General features: G+C 68.5%; 14 protein-coding genes and 1 tRNA gene. 2 read left to right on the top strand and 13 right to left on the bottom strand.

What is annotated here, in order from left to right; genetic code table 11:
* Positions 1-7: 7 nt before the first annotated feature.
* The 5 genes from ASD69_RS06610 to ASD69_RS06590 all read right to left on the bottom strand — a co-directional run bounded on the left by ASD69_RS06610 (position 8) and on the right by ASD69_RS06590 (position 6,101).
* A complete protein-coding gene (locus ASD69_RS06610) occupies positions 8-802 on the bottom strand; it encodes an NRDE family protein (protein ID WP_056175336.1) in 795 nt (264 codons plus the stop codon).
* Between the two features lie 45 nt (positions 803-847).
* The gene (locus ASD69_RS06605) at positions 848-2,311 is read right to left on the bottom strand and encodes a DUF1501 domain-containing protein (RefSeq protein ID WP_056175333.1); all 1,464 of its coding nucleotides are present in this window, start codon (positions 2,309-2,311) and stop codon (positions 848-850) included.
* Positions 2,312-2,321: 10 nt separating this feature from the next.
* A complete protein-coding gene (locus ASD69_RS06600; RefSeq protein WP_056175329.1) occupies positions 2,322-4,139 on the bottom strand; it encodes a DUF1800 domain-containing protein in 1,818 nt (605 codons plus the stop codon).
* A 105-nt stretch (positions 4,140-4,244) separates the two neighbouring features.
* Entirely contained in the window at positions 4,245-5,009 is a 765-nt protein-coding gene (locus ASD69_RS06595) for a class I SAM-dependent methyltransferase (RefSeq protein ID WP_056175327.1), read from the bottom strand.
* Between the two features lie 252 nt (positions 5,010-5,261).
* Positions 5,262-6,101, bottom strand: a complete 840-nt coding sequence (locus tag ASD69_RS06590; protein ID WP_056175323.1) for a LysR family transcriptional regulator — start codon at positions 6,099-6,101, stop codon at positions 5,262-5,264.
* A 106-nt stretch (positions 6,102-6,207) separates the two neighbouring features.
* On the opposite strand from ASD69_RS06590, the gene ASD69_RS06585 reads away from it, so the two are divergent.
* Together ASD69_RS06585 and ASD69_RS06580 are read left to right on the top strand one after the other, a co-directional pair.
* Positions 6,208-6,702: a lipocalin-like domain-containing protein gene (locus ASD69_RS06585; RefSeq protein WP_056175320.1), complete on the top strand. Its 495-nt coding sequence runs from the start codon at positions 6,208-6,210 to the stop codon at positions 6,700-6,702.
* 66 nt (positions 6,703-6,768) lie between these two features.
* The gene (locus tag ASD69_RS06580) at positions 6,769-7,119 is read left to right on the top strand and encodes a 5-carboxymethyl-2-hydroxymuconate Delta-isomerase (protein WP_056175317.1); all 351 of its coding nucleotides are present in this window, start codon (positions 6,769-6,771) and stop codon (positions 7,117-7,119) included.
* A gap of 262 nt (positions 7,120-7,381) precedes the next feature.
* On the opposite strand, the gene ASD69_RS06570 is transcribed toward ASD69_RS06580, so the two are convergent.
* The 8 genes from ASD69_RS06570 to ASD69_RS06535 form a co-directional block, all read right to left on the bottom strand.
* Positions 7,382-7,468, bottom strand: a tRNA-Leu gene (locus tag ASD69_RS06570).
* 62 nt (positions 7,469-7,530) lie between these two features.
* A complete protein-coding gene (locus ASD69_RS06565) occupies positions 7,531-7,983 on the bottom strand; it encodes a DUF2214 family protein (RefSeq protein ID WP_056175310.1) in 453 nt (150 codons plus the stop codon).
* A 232-nt stretch (positions 7,984-8,215) separates the two neighbouring features.
* The gene (locus ASD69_RS06560) at positions 8,216-8,827 is read right to left on the bottom strand and encodes a cysteine dioxygenase family protein (RefSeq protein WP_056175306.1); all 612 of its coding nucleotides are present in this window, start codon (positions 8,825-8,827) and stop codon (positions 8,216-8,218) included.
* A gap of 64 nt (positions 8,828-8,891) precedes the next feature.
* The gene (locus ASD69_RS06555) at positions 8,892-10,025 is read right to left on the bottom strand and encodes a homoserine O-acetyltransferase (RefSeq protein ID WP_056175302.1); all 1,134 of its coding nucleotides are present in this window, start codon (positions 10,023-10,025) and stop codon (positions 8,892-8,894) included.
* A gap of 293 nt (positions 10,026-10,318) precedes the next feature.
* Positions 10,319-11,320 carry a tetratricopeptide repeat protein gene (locus tag ASD69_RS06550; protein WP_235567153.1) on the bottom strand — a complete coding sequence of 334 codons (1,002 nt, stop codon included), beginning with the start codon at positions 11,318-11,320 and terminating at the stop codon, positions 10,319-10,321.
* Positions 11,320-11,805, bottom strand: coding sequence for a cytochrome c-type biogenesis protein (locus tag ASD69_RS06545; RefSeq protein ID WP_056175295.1), 486 nt, complete (start codon positions 11,803-11,805; stop codon positions 11,320-11,322). Before ASD69_RS06545 ends, ASD69_RS06550 begins: the two co-directional genes overlap by 1 nt.
* Before the next feature lie 170 nt (positions 11,806-11,975).
* Positions 11,976-12,521 (bottom strand): DsbE family thiol:disulfide interchange protein, encoded by a 546-nt coding sequence (locus ASD69_RS06540; RefSeq protein ID WP_056175291.1) that lies wholly within the window; start codon positions 12,519-12,521, stop codon positions 11,976-11,978.
* Positions 12,518-14,563 carry a heme lyase CcmF/NrfE family subunit gene (locus ASD69_RS06535; protein WP_082576303.1) on the bottom strand — a complete coding sequence of 682 codons (2,046 nt, stop codon included), beginning with the start codon at positions 14,561-14,563 and terminating at the stop codon, positions 12,518-12,520. Before ASD69_RS06535 ends, ASD69_RS06540 begins: the two co-directional genes overlap by 4 nt.
* Positions 14,564-14,655: the final 92 nt, after the last annotated feature.

The raw sequence follows: 14,655 nt of genomic DNA, 5'->3' as shown, positions 1-14,655 counted from the left end.
AATAGGTTCAAGGACGCCGCAGCGGCAATACCGTCGCGGTCTCGCCACCGGGCGCGGCGTCGGGGCCGTAGCGGCGTTCGACGAATACGATCGAATCCGCGCCCACCAGGACGATGGTGCTGCAGCGCGTGCCGTAGCGTTCGCCGCGTACGAATGGTGGCGACAGCACGCGTTCCAGTTCCAGGCCGACGCCGGTGTCCGGCAGTTCGGCGTCCGGTGCGGGCGTGGTGTCGGCGAGGGCGGCGAACAAGGGCCGCAAAGCCTCCGCGTCGGGGCTGTCGCGTTCGGAGGCGGGCGAGGCCAACCAGTTCGACAAGGCGCGCGTGGCGTGGCCGCTCTTGGGCCATTGCGCGTCGAAGGCGCCGTTCGACATGGCGTGCATGCCGGGCGCGATCGGGTGCTCGGCGTACTGCGGATAATTGCTGGCGAAGGCCAGCGATTCGCCATCCCACAAAACCAGATTGAAACGGCCGTAGTCGGGCGCCTGTTCGCGCACCGTCGCCAGCGTGGCTTGCGCCGATACGCTGCCGCGCACGAAGCCGCGCACCAGGGCGCCGCGCGAACGCGGCGCGGCATCGGCGGCGAGACCGGCGCGCACGTTGGTGACCGCGGCCAAGCGGCCGCGCGTGGACACCATCAGCCAACCGCCGCCCTGGACCAGGTCGCGGCCGCCGTAAACGTCGGGCGCTTCGGGATCGGGGCCGGCCGCGGCGGCGGCGCGCGCGTGCGATTCGTCGCGGTTGGCGATCAGGGCGAGCGGGTAGCGCGGATGGCTACGCCAGGACAGGGCGATCAGGCACATGCGACATGCTACCCCGGACGCGGCAGGGCCGCGCCCGGGTCGCGCTCAGCGATGGCGCACGATGCGCGGATCGTTCAACAGACGCGCGAGATAATCGCGACGGCGGTTCGATTGCGGCAGCGCGTCGGGCGCCTCCTGCCGCGCCAGTGCGGGTTGCGCGGCCATGCTCATGCCGGCGCCCTGCACGGCCAGGTCGCTGCCCTGGACGATGCCCAGGGGCGTGTAGCCGCTGTAACCCGGGAACACCGTGCTGAGCTGATTGTTGCCCATGCGCCGGACCAGGATTTCCGACAGCACGCGTCGGTGATCGGTGGTCACCGGCACGTCGCCGTAATAGGCCGACAGGGTTTCCGGGTTCAGGCTCGGCCATTGGCCGTAGAAGCGACGGCCGTTGACCGCGCCGCCCAACACCATCACCGGGTTGCCGTAGCCGTGATCGGTGCCGCGGTTAGCGTTCTCGCGCACGCGTCGGCCGAACTCGGATTGCACCACCGTGGTCACGCGCGACAGGTGGCCGCTGGCGGCCAGTTCGTTGTGGAACGCGGCCAGCGCCGCCGACAGTTCGGCGATCTTGTTCTGGTAGTAGTGATAGCCGGTGCCGGCGCTGCCTTGGCCGTCGTGCGTATCCCAGCCGCCGAGGTCGAGGGTGGCGTAGCGCAGGCCGAGGTTGAAGCGGATCGACTGCGCGATCGTCCACAGCTGCTCGGCGAAATTGCCGGTCGGCCAATTCGCCGGCAACGCGGCGTAGCTTTGCTGGGCGATCACGCGCAGCGAACCGTCGGCGCGCTGGCCGCCGTATTCCAAGCCGGTGTTGCCGTTCCACAACGAAGCCAGGGTTTCGTTGACGCCGCGCAGGCCCACGGGCGAATCCGAGCGCGTCTTCTGCCACTGCCAGGCCCCGGCATCGAGCGCGAAATCCGACGGCCGCCCCATGGTCAGCGCGCGCGTGGTGCCGTTGAGATTGGCCGGCTGGCGGTTGTTCACCGCCAGCGCGGGCATGGCCTCGGCGCCGCTGACGCCGGGTTGGCTGTTCATCGCGCGCGCCAGCCAGCCCACGCCGCCGCCTTGGCCGGGCGTGCCCAGGTCGATCGACAACTGGGCGTCGAAATGGCTGCGCGTGACCGAGGTCAGCAAGCCGCAGGCGTGCACGATCGCGAGCTGACCGCTGTTCCAGATATCGCGCAGCCCGGTCGCCGACGGATGCAGGCCGAAGCCGGTGCCCGCGCCGCCGGCCAGGGTCAGGGGCAGGGCGCCGTAGGTGCCGCTGGTGGCGATCTGCAGCGCTGGGCGCGCCTGCTCGTAGAAACCGCGATCGCTGCCGTCCACCGGCACGACCAGGTTGAGACCGTCCATGCCGCCGCGCAGGAACAGGAACACCACGGTGTCGTGCGCGTTCGCGGCCGCTTCGGCAGGGCTGGAGAACAGCAGGGTGGGCCCGACCGCACCGACCGCGGCGGTGGCGGCGCAGGCCTTGAGGAAGCCGCGACGGCTGAGGGTGATCGAAGACATGGCGTGCTCCTCAGCGGCTCAGGAATTCGGGCGTCATCAACACCAGCGACACCATGCTGCGCAGGCGTTGCTGGTTGTAGTGGCGCTTGAGGTCGGTGCCGGACCAGGTGTCGGTATCGGTGATGACGTAGCTGGCGGGGTCGCCGTTCTGGGCCATGAACGCGATCAGGGTTTGGCGCCGCGCGGCGTCGGGCAGATAGCCGAGCAGACGCCGGCACCAGTAGTCGACCAGGTTGGGTGCGGTCCAGCTGGCGACCTCGCTGCGGCTGAGCTGCAGCACCGGCAGCAACGGCACACTGGCCTCGCTGGTTTCGGTCAGCCAGTTGAGCATCTTCCAAGTGGTGGCGTAGCTGCCCGCTCCCGACCAGGCCAGGCCGGTGTCGGGATAACCGTTGGGCGCCGGCCAGTCGTAAGGCGCGTGGCCGGTGAAGCCGAAGCGGTACAGGAAGTCTTCGGACTTGCTATGCGCGGGCCGCAGGGTCCAATCGCTGCCGGCCGCGCGCATCGCCGCGACGATGGCCTCGAACGGGCGCCGGTTCTTCTGGCCCCAGGCACTGCTGAACGCGCTGGAGTTGAGGATGTGGCGCAGCACGTGTTCGATCTGGTTCGGGCTCTGCCAGTGCTGACGAAACACCGCCGCGGCCGATGCGACCAGCGCCGCCGGCGGCGTATCGTTGACGAAGCGGCGCACCAGCTTGGCGCAGACGAAGCGTGCGACGCCGGGATGGCTGGCCAGACGATCCAGCACGTCGCGCCCGTCCTTCATCGCTGGTTGTTCGGGGTTGAGCAGGCGCCCGAGCACGAACTTCGGACCCGCATCGTGCCAGGCCTGGCGATAGACGAAGCTGCCGTCGTTTTCGGTCGGGTACTGCCAGTGCGCGTTCTTCAGGCTCCAGCCGGTGAACGCCGAGGCGGTCTCGTAGACGTCGATGTCGGTGTAGCCCGACGGATAGGCGGCGTCCTCCGGATCCGGCGGCACCATGAAGGGATCGGTGAAGCCCAGGTAGCGGCCGGCGCCCAGGGTGTGCAGCTCCAGCAATTCGCGCGCCCAGTTCTCGTTCGGGCCGGAACGGCTGTTGGACACGTTGTCGAGGTAGAACAACATCGACGGACTGCAGGCCACGTCTTCGAGCATGACCCGGAAATTGCCGAACGCCGACTTGCGCAGCACGTCGCGGTCGTAGTGCACGTACACCGGACCGGACGCGAAATCGTTGGCGGTGACGTTGAAGTGGTCGTGCCAGAAGTTGACCATCACCTCGCGCAGCTGCCGCTTCGAATAGGTGGCGCGCACGAAGGCCGCGCGCTGGATTTCCCAGGCCGGGCGCATGCGCACGTCGTAGGCGGGGTCAGGCACGACGTGGTCGGCCCACAGCTGGGTCAGCGACTTGCCCAGCGTGGTGTAGCCGGCCGCGTTCAGGCGCGTATCGATCGCGCTGTCGTCGATCGCGGTCCAGTCCAACTGCCAGTCGATGTAATTCTGCAGGCGCTGGGCGTCGTTGGAGCCCAGGCCATTGAATTCCGCCAGCGAACTCGGCGTGACGCCATAGCTCAGGTTGTTGAGCGCGCGGATCGCCAGACTGGGGCGGGCGAGGGTGAGCAACTGCGCCTGCGAATCGCGCGATGTGGTCGGCCCGCCGGCCATCTGCGGCGTGTCCGTATTCCAGCTCGCCTCGACCGGTTGCGCCGCGGCGGTCGCCGCCTCCTGCAGCTCCTGCGCGCGCGCCGAGTTCTCGAAGCGCTGCGGTCGGATCCAACGCCCCTTTCCGTAGCGACGGAACAGGTGCGACTGCGCCAACGCCCGTTCGCGCCTGGCTTTGCGATTCATGACGGATTCCCTGGGACGTCCCCTTTGTCCAGCAGTATCCGGTTTGGAAGTGACGGGGGAACGCGAATGGGGTCACATAAATGATGCCAATCGCGTGCGATCGGCTCAGGCGTCCGGCAGGCTCGGGTAGCGGAACACCAGATGCGGATAGGCCTGTTCCGCGGTCAGGTTCAGTTCGCGGATCAACAGCTCCTGGACGGCGTCGAACGCGCCCAGGCAGGAGCCGTGCAGCGGATCGTCGAACACGATGTGACTGCCCGGGCCCAAGTGTGGCAGGCAGGCGCGGATCACGTATTTGATCGGCTCGTAGATGTCGCAATCGACATGCAACAGGCCAGGCCCCTGGCTTTGCTCGGCGAGCACGCCCGGCAGGGTTTCGTCGAAGCGGCCCTTGACCAGCGACAGATGCGTTTGCAGCTCGTTGTCGCGGATGTAGCTCAGCAGGCCGTCGAACTTGGTGTCGGCGAAATCGCCCTGGCGATGCAAGTCGCGGACCGGATCGGTTTCCGGCATGCCTTCGAAGGTATCGAACGCGAACACCCGCGAGCCGCGTTTCAGCAGTTTCAGCGCGGTGGCCATGAACACCGCCGAGCCGCCCATGTAGCTGCCGAACTCGAAGACATGCGCCTGCGGATCGGGCATGGCGTAGCGCAGGATCAGATACAGATTGGCCAGCTTGTTGGTGGACACCAAGGTCCCGCGCGCGTTGGCGGCGCGCAAGGCGCGCTGGAAGATCGGATCGCTGCCCAGGTCCTTGTTCGCCAGATCGGAGAACTCCAGCCAGCAGCCACGGGTGTGCCCCGCGCCGATGTCCCGGCCGTTCGACACTTGGATCGGATAGGAGGACGCGTCGTAGATGCTCTTTTCCATGCTATGGGACGCTGCCTGCGAGTCGCGGATCGGGACGGCATCCTATGTGGAAACAACACATCTTTTTTGTGCACAATTTGTGCTACTTGATATTTGCTGACGGAATCGGAAGTTTTTTCGGGCCATGGTCATGGCCGCCCGCCTGCGATGGCGAGGGGTGGGGCCGATCAGGCCGATTCAGCAGGGGCCATCCTCCGATCGAGAGCGGCGAATGCTTGCGCTATGGGCGGTTCCTCGATGGATCGAGGCCTTTCACTGGAATGCCAGCGCGAGGATGCGCAAAGCGTCTCGCGTTCGGCGGTCGCTGAGGTTGCTGTAGAGCATCACGTCTTGCGGGCGAATCGGCGGCAGCGACAGCAGCGCGCCGACGTCGATCGTGCCTGGCGGGGCCGCGCGCCGTGCCAGTACCGCCACCGCGAGGCCGGCGACGGCTGCGGCTCCCAGGATCGCGGCGCCCCTGCCTACGAAGACTTCGCGCCATTCGATACCGGCCCGGTCGAGCGCGCGCACCGCCTCGATGCGGACCCGGCAGGATTCGCCTTGCGTCGCCAGCGGCAACGGCTGTCCAGCATGCGGCTCCCAGCCGGCCGCCGCGAACCACGAGAAGGATTCCGCGAACGCCGCCTTGCCCCGCTTGCCGCGATCTTCGGGGCGCAGTACCAGCACGGCGTCGAGTTCCCCCTGGTCCAGGCCCTGCATGAGTTCGTTTGTGCCGGCGATGCGCATTTCCACCAGCAGATGCGGATCGTGATTGCGCATCTGTCGCAGCAGAGACGGGAGTTGGCTGCCGACCAGTTGCTGGTTGATGCCGATCGCCAAGCGCCGCGGCTCGGTCTCGAAGGCGGTGGCCGCGCGGTCGTGCGACGACACCAGTTCGCGCGCCACGCCCAGAAACGCCAGCCCCTCGGCCGACAGGCGTACCTGCCGCGGCGTGCGTTCCAGCAAGCGGCGGCCGAGCTGCTCTTCCAGACGCCGCAGCTTGATGCTGACGGCGGACTGGGTGGTGCCCAGCACCTCGGCGGCGCGGGTGAAACTCTGCAGGTCGGCCGCCAGCAGGAAAGCCCTAACCGCGTCCACGTCCATCGCCTTCATCGGGATAGATTCGTTTTTGAAATGATAGATATATTTTTAGATGTATTTTTCATATCTATCAAGCGGCCTAGGATGGGCCTTCGATCCCGCCTAAGGACTCACCGCGATGAAAACACTGACCGGCGCACTGGTCGCAATGCTGACGGGGCTGGCCGCGCGCGACGCGCAAATGCCAACCGGCGCGTTCCCATTGCAGGGCACCTGGACCCTGGTTGCCGCGGACAAGGTCCTGCCCGATGGCGAGACCGTACGGGACTACGGCGAGAACCCGAAGGGCCGACTCGTCGTCGATGGCAAGGGGCGGTACTCACTGCAGATCTTCAAGTCCGAACGCCTGCGTTTCGCAAGCGACAGCAAGGCCGATGGCAGCGTCGATGAATTCCGGTCCGCGGTCATGGGCAGCAGTACCCACTACGGGACGATGACGATCGAGCCCGGGGCAGGGGTGCTGGTGTTCTCGATCGAGGGTTCGTCCTTTCCCAACTGGGAAGGCACGATCCAGAAGCGCCAGTACCAGTTCGACGGCGCCGAGCTGCGTTACCAAGTGCCGCCCCGCGCGGACGGCAGCATCCCGATTTCCGTGTGGCGCAGGCTCGATTGAAGCCTCCCGCACTTGCGTTCCGGGGCGCTCGCATCCCCGATCCCCGCATCAACCGATGGAGCCAGCATGCCGCACTTCGTAGTCGACTGTTCTCAGGGGCTGCTTCGGATTCACGATGAGGAGTCGATCATCGCCCGCCTGCACCGGGCGGCGACTGAATCGGGCCTGTTCGAGGAATCGGACATCAAGATCCGCGTCCATCCCTTCGCGATTTACGCCGTCGGCGGGGGACGTGAGGATTTCATCCACACCTTCGCCTGGATCATGCAGGGGCGCAGCGTCGAGCAGCGCGCTGCCTTGTCGAAGGCCATCGTCAGCGAGCTGGCCCAGCTGTTTCCGCTCCTCCCCCGCATCGCCGTGAACGTCGCCGAGTTCGAGCAGGCGACTTATTTCAATCGAGCGATGATGCGACCTTGACGTGCGGCTCTTTGCGGGTTCGCTCATCGAAGCCGTATCGATCTTCGGCCTGGCTGACGGATCGCCAGGGCGTGCGACGGAGTCGCCTCCCCGCGCAGCGGTGATCGGGAGCAATCACATCGCGGTGGTCGCCAACCGTTGGGGCAACCTGGGCCTGTTCGAAGGGATGGCGCGCGAGATCGCCGAGCGGTTGTGATGCGGGGGCGTCGCGACGCCTAGCGCGGCCACAGACGCGAAAAAGCCCGCTTCGGCGGGCTTTTTCTGGTGCCGGAGGTGGGACTCGAACCCACACGCTTTTAAGGGCGGCGGATTTTGAGTCCGCTGCGTCTACCGATTCCGCCACTCCGGCAGCGGGCGCGCAGTATAGCCGAGGTCGGCGCCCGTGGTCTGCCTGTTCTGGGGCGGTGGCGCTCAGAAGCCGCCGTAGCGGGCCATCGCGGCGGCCAGGACCAGGATCGCGGCGATCAGGATCAGCTCGAAGCGGATCACGCCGCGCTGGCGGGCGACGTCGGCGGGGTCGGGCAGGAAGGCCGGGTTGGCGCTCAGGGCCTTGCGCCAGCGTAGGAAGCGCAGGGTCGGCAGTAGCGAGAGCAGGCCGATCAGGACGTAGGCGCCGAGCTTGGCGTGAAACCAGGGGTTGTGCAGGTAGAACTCGCTGCCCTTGACCCCGTAGAACACGCGCAGCAGGCCCGCGACCAGCAGCAGGCCGGCGGCGGCGCCGTAGCCGGCGTCGATGCGGGCCACGCGATTGAGGGCGGTGGCGTCGAGCGGGCCGCGCAGCAGGGTCGATTCGGCGACCAGCATGGCGATCAGGGCGAACACCAGCAGGTGGTGCAGGGCGGCTAGCAACAGGTCGGTCAGCATGGGGCGCTCGGCTGTTGTGGCGGGAGAGGGGATTGTAGGTGCGGGCCCGCCCTGCGGCACGGGTAGCCGCGCGCGAATCCGCAGGTCGGCCTCGGAACGATCAATGCGTACGATGAGCTAGCGACGTGGTCCGTGTGGGAACGACGTCGCTGCGATGGGGCCAGCGCGTGGTGTGGGGTTCAATCGCGACTCACGTCGCTCCCACAGGAGGCATGCGCTACGGTGCGGCCGATCAGGCCGCTTCGTCGGTCTTGAGGGTCTTGTCGACGCGTGTAAACCATTCGCCTTCGTGCGGCACGAACATCGAGCAGGCTTCCATCGGCGCCTTGTAGATGTGCAGCGAGACGGCGACGTTGTCGCCGCTGGCGTTGCGGATGGTGTGGTACTCGTGCGGCGGGATCAGGCTGCCGGCGCTGCCGGGGCCGGCGTGCATACCGCCGGCGGCGCGGAAGCGGAAGTTGTCGCCGTTGCGCTCCAGCAGTTCGAACTGGGTGATTTCCAGTTCGCCGTCCCAGACGCCTTCCACGCACCACAGGCCGCAGTGGTCGTGCACCGGCGTGCCCTGGCCCGGGCCCCAGGTCATGGCGACCACGCTGTAACCCAGGCGCGGGCTGCGGTAGATCTCGCGGCGGGCGTAGTGGTCGTCAATGGCGTCGAACACGCAATCGGGCAGTTGCACGTCGCGGTCGCGGATCATCCGGCACAGCGTATTGCGCAAGGCCGAGGTGACCGCATGTTCGTCGCCGGCGTTGACGGCGTCGTCGATGGCCGCGACCAGCTTGTCGTGGCCGGGGAAGTCGAGATCCGGAAGGACCTCGGCCTGATGACATCGGGTTATGTCCATATAACCATTCTAGCGGGTCGCGGGCACGCCGGCACGTGACGGCGCGGCGCTGGACCGGTGGGCGTCACAACTGGGCGAGAAAACCCGCCACCGCCGGTCCGAAGCGGCCGATATCGACCAGGAAGGCGTCGTGGCCCTGCGGCGATTCCAGCGGCAGGAAGCGCGCGTCGGCGCCGCCGGCGCGCAGGCCGTCGGCGATCTCCTCCTGCTGCTGCAGCGGGAACAGGATGTCGGTGCGCACGCCGATCGCCAGGGCCTGCTCGATGCGGATCTTGGCCAGGCCGGCGCGGGTGTCGGCCGGGCCGGCGTCGTCGGCGCCGCGCGCGTAGTCGCCCAGGTCGAACCAGTCCATGGAGCGGCTGAGGTAGAGATAGCAGTTGGGGTCGAAGCGACGCACGAAACGGCGGGCGTGGCCTTCGAGATAGCTTTCGACCTCGAACTCCAGGCCGAAGGGCTCGTCGTCGGCGCGGTCGGAGTCCAGGCGCACGCGGCCGAAGCGGCCGTCCCATTCCAGCGCCGAGCGGTAGGTGATCACGCCCAGCTTGCGCGCCATGCGCATGCCGGCTTCGGGGTAGCTGCGTTCGTCGTAGCGGCCCTGGTACCAGTGCGGATCCAGGCGGATCGCCTCGCGCTGCAGCGAGCGGATCGCGATCGAGAACGGCAGCGCGCGCGCGGCGCCGGAGATGTTGATGTGGCTGCGGGCGATGCCGGGGTGGCGGATCAGCAGCGCCAGCGCGGTCATGCCGCCCATGGAGTTGCCGATCACGCAGGCCAGGCGCTCGATGCCCAAGCCGCGCACCACCACGGCGGCGGCGTCGGCGCCGTCCTCGACCGACAGCTCGGGGAAGTCCAGGCGGTAGGGTTCGCGGGTGGCCGGGTTGATCGAGGCCGGGCCGGTCGAGCCCTTGCAACTGCCCAGCGAGTTCACGCAGATCACGAACCAGCGATCGCTGTCGATCGGCTTGCCGGGGCCTAGCATGGCCTCCCACCAGCCCGGTTCGGGGTTGCCGGCGTTGGCCGCGGCGTGCGCGTCGGGCGAGAGGCCGGTGACGATCAGCACCGCGTTGTCGCGCGCGGCGTTGAGTTCGCCCCAGGTTTCGTAGGCGACGCGGGCGCCGTCGAGGCGGCCGCCGCGCTTCATCGGGAAGCCGTCGGGCAGGGCGAAATAGCGGGTGCCGGGCGGAATGAATTCGGTCATGCCGGGTTGCTGCCTTCCTGGTTGCGGGCGCGGCGCGCTACGTGCGGCGCCGGCGCTAGGGGGACCATTTTGCCTGGGTGGGGCGGCGGGGGTAAGGCGCGGGTGGGAATGGGGGCATGCCGTAGCGCGTGCCGCGCGCTGCGAGGGCGCGAGTCGCTTGGGATGGCGGCGCGATGTTCGCGCTTTTCGCTTGCGCCGCTCCTCACCCAAACCCCTGTCCCGGCCCAAACGGCCTGCGTCCGGGCGTTCGCAGGCGCGCGCGCCTGCGTGGGAGAGGGGGCTGGCGGCAGGCTTTATGGAACGACCTGGTCGATGGTGATCTCGAGCGTGCTCTTGCTGTCGGTGCGCACGGTCTGCGGCTTGGAGGCGAGGTCGCCGCTCTGGGCGATCGCCTGGCCGGAAGCGGATACGCGCGCGAGTACGGCCACTTGCTGCAGCTGCGACAGCTTCAACGTCGGCATCGGGCTGTCGCCGTCGTCCAGCACCACTTCGACCGGGAAATCCTGGGCCCGCAGCTTCTCGACCGCGACGGGCATCGGCGGGCCGTCGGGTTGGCGCGCGAGCACGAACAAGCTGGCGTCGGCGGGCAGCTTCGCGGCCAGTGCGGGCGCCAAAGCGACGCGGATTTTAAGTCCGCCGGGGGAAGCCGCGGCGGGCGGTGCAGGCAGCGGCGGCTGGCCGGCGTCCTTGCGGGCGGCGTCGATCTGCTCGCGCAGGCTGGCGGCGGTGCGCGGGTCGACCACGGCCAGCAACGGCTCCCAGGTGCGTGCGGCCTCGGCCGGCTGGTCGGATTGGCGCAGCGAGATGCCGAGGAACCAGCGCGCGCGCTGGTGCATGGGCTGGATCTCCAGCGCGCGCCGCAGCGAGGCGACCGCGGCCGGATCGAACTTGCGGCCGTCGGTGGCCAGCGCGCTGATCTCCGCGCTTTCCACCAGCAGATCGGGATCCTCGGGCGCCAGCTTGAGCGCGCGCGCGATCGCGGCGCGCGCCTTGTCCAGGCGCCCGGCATCGGCGTAGGCGCGCGCGAGCAGGCGCCAGCCGTCGATGCGATTGGGTTCGCGTTCCAGCTGCGCTTCGAGCTGGGCGATCGCATCCTGCGCGGTCGCGGGCGGATCGCGGCGGGCCGGGTTCAGCGCGTCGGGCGTGCCGATCAGGGCGTAGGTCAGGCCGGTGATCGCGGCCAATCCGACGAACACGCCGGCCGCGGCGACCGGTTTGGCCTGCCACAGCGGTCGCAGCACATAGGCGAGCACCAGCAGGACCAGCGCGGCGCTGGCCAGTACGAACGCGGTCATCACCATTCCTCGTTGTCGTCTTGGTCGTCGGCGCGCGGGCGCTCGGCCGACGCGGCGCGCGCGCGGCCGCGCACGATGACCGCCAGCGCGGCGCCGCCGGCCAGCAGCACCAGGGCCGGGCCGAACCACAGCAGCCAGGTCTTGGATTCGACCTGCGGGCGGTACAGCACGAACTCGCCGTAGCGCGCGACCAGGAACTGCTTGATCGCGCGGTCGTCCTTGCCCTGGCGCATCAGCGCCAGCACTTCGCGGCGCAGGTCGTGGGCGATCTGGGCGTTGGATTCGGCCAGCGACTGGTTCTGGCACATCACGCAACGCAGCTCGGCGGCCAGGGCGTGGAAGCGGGCTTCCTCGGCGTCGTCGTTGAATTGCAGCGGGACCGGATCGTTGGCGGGCTGGGCGGCGAGCGGGGCGGCGATGGCCAGCGTCAGCGCGGCGCCGACCAACAGGCTGCGCAAGGCAACAGCAAATCCCCCTCGGCCCATCCGGCCAGCGGGCACCGCCCGCTGGCGTTCAGTCGCGCACGAACCTGCGGTTCGTAAACGCGCGCCTTCGCCCTTTTTCAACAGGGGAAGACCAGCGGCGGCTGCGAGCCGGGGAGCAGGGCGTCGGCTGTTCCCCCCTTTGAAAAAGGGGGGCAGGGGGGATTTGCTCCTCATCGCGTCTTCTCGACTTCCGTCAGCGCCGGCAGCAGCTCGTCGCGGATGGTGGCTTCGCTCATCGGACCGACGTGCTTCCAACGCACCACGCCCTTGGCGTCGACCAGGAAGGTCTCCGGCGCGCCGTAGATGCCCCAGTCGATCGCGACCTTGCCGTCGTAGTCGGCCAGCACCATCCAATAGGGATTGCCGTACTGCTCCAGCCAACGCATCGCGTCGGCGTGCTCGTCCTTCCAGTTGAAACCGATCACGCGCACGCGCTTGGTTTCGGCGAAGCGGGTCAGCACCGGATGCTCGTCGCGGCAGGCCGGGCACCAGCTGCCCCAGACGTTGAGCAGATAGGGCGAACCGCGCAGCTGCTCGGAACTCATCAATCGCCCGGCCTCGTGCAGCACCGGCAGCGAGAACGCGGGCGCGGGCTTGCCGATCAGCGGCGATGGCAGGGCTTCGCGATTGGGATTGCGGCTCAGCCACACGCCGGCGGCGAGCAGCACCGCGAGCGCGGCGAACACGGCCAGGGGCAACCAGCGACTCTTGTTCATGCTCGGTCGCCTCCCAGGGCGGCATCGTCGCGCGCGCCGTCGGCGAGCGCGCTGCGGTTATGGGCGAGGATCGGGTCTCGCGGCGGCGTCGCGTCGCGCGCGGGTTCGGACTCGACGGCGAGCTTGGGGCGGAAGCGGCGGTCGGCCGCGGCCACGAAGCCGCCCAACATCATCAGCAGCGCGCCGGCCCAGATCCAGCGCACGAAGGGCTTGATATGCACGCGCATGGCCCAGGCGCCGTCGCCCAGCGGTTCGCCGAGAGCGACGTAGAGATCGCGACTCAGGCCGGGATCGATCGCGGCCTCGGTCATAACCTGGCCGCCGCTGGCGTAGGCGCGCTTTTCCGGATGCATCACCTGCAGCAGGCGGTCGTTCTCGAACACGGTCACGGTGCCGCGGTCGGCTTCGAAGTTCGGGCCCTGGCGATGGGCGACGCCGTCGAAACGGAAGGCGTAGCGGCCGACCTCGACGGTCTGGCCTGGCGACAGCGCGAGCTCGCGTTGTTGGCTCAAACCTTCGGTCAGCAGGGCGCCGATCAGGAACACCGCGACGCCGGCGTGGGCCAGGGTCATGCCCAGCATCTCGGCGGTGTAGCGGGTGCCGTCGCCGCGCAGGCGCGTCCACACGAAACGCAGCGTACCGGCCGCCACCCAGACCGCGCCGCCGATGCCGGCGGCGACTTTCCACGCGCCCTGCGGGGCCATGAAGTAGGCGCCGATCGCCGCACCGATGGCCAGACCGGCCCAGGGCAGCAGCATCGCGGCCGGGCGCGAGAGCTGCTCGCGCTGCCAGCGGAACAGCGGGCCGAACGGCAGCAGCAACACCAGCGGCGTCATCAGCAGCACGAACATCAGCGCGAAGTAGGGCGGGCCCACCGACAGCTTGCCCAGCTCCAGCGCGTCGGCCAGCAGCGGGTACAGGGTGCCCAGCAGGACCATCGCGCAGGCGGTGGTCAGCAGCAGGTTGTTGGCCAGCAGCAGGGTCTCGCGCGAGCTGGCCTGGAAGGGTTTTCCGGAATCGGGCTGGCCCGGCTCGTCGGAGGGCGCGCGCAGCGCGTACAGCAGCAGCGAGCCGCCGATCACGATGCCGAGAAAGATCAGTACGAACAGGCCGCGCGAAGGATCGGCGGCGAAGGCGTGCACGCTGGTGAGCACGCCGGAGCGGACCAGGAAGGTGCCCAGCAGCGACAGCGAGAACGTGGCGATCGCCAGTAGCAGGGTCCAGCCGCGGAAGCTGCCGCGCTTCTCGGTCACCGCCTGCGAATGCAGCAGCGCGGCGCCGGCCAGCCAGGGCATGAAGCTGGCGTTCTCGACCGGATCCCAGAACCACCAGCCGCCCCAGCCCAGTTCGTAATACGCCCACCACGAGCCCAGGGCGATGCCGAGGGTGAGGAAGGCCCAGGCGATGTTGGTCCAGGGGCGCGTCCAACGCAGCCAGCGCGCATCGATCTTGCCGTCCAGCAATGCCGCGATCGCGAACGCGAACGGCACTGCGAAGCCGACATAACCGATGTAGAGCATCGGCGGATGGATGATCAGGCCCGGGTCCTGCAGCAGCGGATTGAGATCGCGGCCTTCGACCACCGCCGGCAGCAGGCGCGCGAACGGATTGCTGGTGAAGATCAGGAACGACAGGAAGCCGACGCTGACGATGCCCATCACTCCGAGCACGCGCGCGATCACCGGCTGCGGCAGCGCGCGCGAGTAGCGCGCGACCGCGCCGGTCCACAGCGCCAGCACCAGCGCCCATAGCAGCAGCGAACCCTCGTGGGCGCCCCATACCGCCGAGTAGCGATAACCCATCGGCAGCAGCGAATTGCTGTTCTCGGCCACGTAGCGTAGCGAGAAGTCCTGGACCACGAAGGCGTGGGTGAGGATCGCGAACGCGCCGGCGACCAGCGCCAGTTGCGCATACGCGGCCGGGCGCGCGAGCGCCATCCAAGGGCCGATGCCGCGGTGCGCGCCCAGCAACGGCAGCAGCGCCTGCAGAATGGCGATCAGCAGCGCCAGGATCAGGGCGATCTGGCCGAGTTCAGGCAGCATGTCGGGGTTCCGAAAAGCGTGGGCTGGCGTTCAAGCGAGCCAGGCGCTGGAGTGTGTGCGCGGCAGCGCCTGCGACGGACTTGCGCGCGGAC

The organism is Lysobacter sp. Root604, assembly GCF_001427505.1.
Taxonomy (GTDB): domain Bacteria; phylum Pseudomonadota; class Gammaproteobacteria; order Xanthomonadales; family Xanthomonadaceae; genus Lysobacter.
This window is presented reverse-complemented; position numbering and strand designations above follow the sequence as displayed.

Excerpts from the sequence above, each read along its gene's own strand:
- ASD69_RS06605 (WP_056175333.1), bottom strand. The coding sequence starts at position 2,311 with ATGTCTTCGATCACCCTCAGCCGTCGCGGCTTCCTCAAGGCCTGCGCC.
- ASD69_RS06535 (WP_082576303.1), bottom strand. The coding sequence starts at position 14,563 with ATGCTGCCTGAACTCGGCCAGATCGCCCTGATCCTGGCGCTGCTGATC.
- ASD69_RS06545 (WP_056175295.1), bottom strand. The coding sequence starts at position 11,805 with ATGGGCCGAGGGGGATTTGCTGTTGCCTTGCGCAGCCTGTTGGTCGGC.
- ASD69_RS06600 (WP_056175329.1), bottom strand. The coding sequence starts at position 4,139 with ATGAATCGCAAAGCCAGGCGCGAACGGGCGTTGGCGCAGTCGCACCTG.
- ASD69_RS06590 (WP_056175323.1), bottom strand. The coding sequence starts at position 6,101 with ATGAAGGCGATGGACGTGGACGCGGTTAGGGCTTTCCTGCTGGCGGCC.
- ASD69_RS06550 (WP_235567153.1), bottom strand. The coding sequence starts at position 11,320 with ATGACCGCGTTCGTACTGGCCAGCGCCGCGCTGGTCCTGCTGGTGCTC.
- ASD69_RS06555 (WP_056175302.1), bottom strand. The coding sequence starts at position 10,025 with ATGACCGAATTCATTCCGCCCGGCACCCGCTATTTCGCCCTGCCCGAC.
- ASD69_RS06610 (WP_056175336.1), bottom strand. The coding sequence starts at position 802 with ATGTGCCTGATCGCCCTGTCCTGGCGTAGCCATCCGCGCTACCCGCTC.
- ASD69_RS06540 (WP_056175291.1), bottom strand. The coding sequence starts at position 12,521 with ATGAACAAGAGTCGCTGGTTGCCCCTGGCCGTGTTCGCCGCGCTCGCG.
- ASD69_RS06560 (WP_056175306.1), bottom strand. The coding sequence starts at position 8,827 with ATGGACATAACCCGATGTCATCAGGCCGAGGTCCTTCCGGATCTCGAC.
- ASD69_RS06565 (WP_056175310.1), bottom strand. The coding sequence starts at position 7,983 with ATGCTGACCGACCTGTTGCTAGCCGCCCTGCACCACCTGCTGGTGTTC.
- ASD69_RS06595 (WP_056175327.1), bottom strand. The coding sequence starts at position 5,009 with ATGGAAAAGAGCATCTACGACGCGTCCTCCTATCCGATCCAAGTGTCG.
- ASD69_RS06585 (WP_056175320.1), top strand. The coding sequence starts at position 6,208 with ATGAAAACACTGACCGGCGCACTGGTCGCAATGCTGACGGGGCTGGCC.
- ASD69_RS06580 (WP_056175317.1), top strand. The coding sequence starts at position 6,769 with ATGCCGCACTTCGTAGTCGACTGTTCTCAGGGGCTGCTTCGGATTCAC.